The organism is Mesorhizobium sp. M7A.F.Ca.CA.002.04.1.1 (genome assembly GCF_004022805.1).
Classification (GTDB): Bacteria; Pseudomonadota; Alphaproteobacteria; order Rhizobiales; family Rhizobiaceae; genus Mesorhizobium; species Mesorhizobium ciceri.
This window is the reverse complement of record NZ_RZPL01000992.1, coordinates 1-1,566: the sequence shown is the minus strand read 5'-3', so window position 1 is coordinate 1,566 and position 1,566 is coordinate 1. Positions and strand designations below refer to the sequence as shown.

1 protein-coding gene and 1 pseudogene are annotated in these 1,566 nt (G+C 65.1%); one reads left to right on the top strand and one right to left on the bottom strand.

Features of this window, described 5'->3' with window-relative positions; translation table 11 throughout:
* A pseudogene (locus ENZ75_RS35440) lies at window positions 1-142 on the bottom strand (citrate synthase); the annotation flags it as partial.
* A 92-nt stretch (window positions 143-234) separates the two neighbouring features.
* On the opposite strand from ENZ75_RS35440, the gene ENZ75_RS31345 reads away from it, so the two are divergent.
* The gene (locus ENZ75_RS31345; protein WP_063169184.1) at window positions 235-1,323 is read left to right on the top strand and encodes a citrate synthase/methylcitrate synthase; all 1,089 of its coding nucleotides are present in this window, start codon (window positions 235-237) and stop codon (window positions 1,321-1,323) included.
* Window positions 1,324-1,566 lie beyond the last annotated feature (243 nt).

Below are 1,566 nucleotides of genomic sequence, written 5' to 3'. Positions count from 1 at the left end.
CGTCGGCGCGGTACTGGCTGCGGCGCGGATCGGCGCGGTTGGGCCGCATGCCGATGCGCCCACGGCTGACATAGGCGTACAGCGTCTGCGCCCGCACCTTGAGTCTCTCCAGCGCCTCTTCCCGGGACAACCACTCGGACATATCGAGCCCTGATATTGATTATATTGATCAAGATTGATGGAAACGTTGCCCATCTCTATCTCCGATCCGGAAATGCTTCAAGGAGACAGGCTATGGCGAATGGGCTCGATGATGTGGTGGCGGCGGAAACCGTGCTTTCCGATGTGGATGGTCTTGGCGGCCGTCTGACGATCCGAGGTCATTCGCTGCCGGAACTGGCCGGCCGTTGGAACTATGCCCAGGTGGTTAGGCTGCTGCTCGACGGCTTCTTCAACGACCTTCCCGATGATGCGCAACTGACGCGGGCGCTGGGACAGGCGCGTGCGGACGTGTTCGAACGGCTCTTGCCCTCGCTGCCTTTGCTGGCGCCGCTCGATGTCTACAGCGCCATGCGCGCCGGCATGGCGCAGCTGCCGGATGGCGAGACCTTGACCGACGCCTTGCTGCTGATCGCGGCGCCCGCCGTGCTGACGCCGGCGCTGCTGCGCCTGCGGCGCGGCGAGCAGCCGATCGCGCCGGACAGCCGCACCGATCATGCCGCCGACATGCTGAGGATGCTGGGCGGCCGCGTCGCCTCGCCGGCGCTCACAAAAGCGCTCGACACCTATCTGGTGACCGTCTGCGACCACGGCCTCAACGCATCGACCTTTGCGACGCGCGTGGTCGCCTCCACGCAGGCCGGCCTGACATCCTCTGTGCTGGCCGGGCTTGGCGCGCTCAAAGGGCCGCTGCATGGTGGCGCGCCTGGCCCCGTCATCGAGATGCTGGATGCGATCCAGGCGCATGGCGATGCCGCCGGCTGGCTGCGCAACGAGATCGCGCAGGGCAGGCGCATCATGGGGTTCGGCCATCGCATCTACCGTGTGCGCGATCCGCGCGCCGATGTGCTGAAGGCCGTCGTGCGGCAACTCGGCGGCGAGGGCGAAACCGGTCGCCGGCTGGCCTTTGCGGAGACCGTCGAGCAAACGGCGCTCGAGGTGCTTAGGATCGCCAAGCCGCAGCGTTCGCTGCAGACCAATGTCGAGTTCTACACCGCGCTGGTGCTGCAAGCGGCGGGCTTTCCGCCGCAAGCTTTCAGCAATGTCTTTGCCGCCGGGCGCGTGGCCGGCTGGATCGCGCATGCGCGTGAACAGCAGACGACTGGACGGCTGATCCGACCGCAGTCGCGCTATGTCGGGCCGGTGCCGGACCTGGTCGCCTGAGGTCTTTCGGCGCCTGGCGAGCGACTCCGATCCGATCAGGATCCTCCTGGTGAGCGGCCGTGTGGCCGCTCATGACGAAAATTTCATCTCGTCGAAAAATTCTGGCCGCTGTTATTGCGTCGCATTGAGCATATATGCTGCACTGCAACATAAGATCGCTCTTGCCGCAACCAGAGGATTTCGACCTTGGCCGCCAGAAAACACGCAGTCATCACCGGCTCCACATCGGGCATTGGCCTGGCC

Bases quoted from the DNA above. Each gene is read 5' to 3' on its own strand.
- ENZ75_RS31345 (WP_063169184.1), top strand. From the start codon at position 235: ATGGCGAATGGGCTCGATGATGTGGTGGCGGCGGAAACCGTGCTTTCC.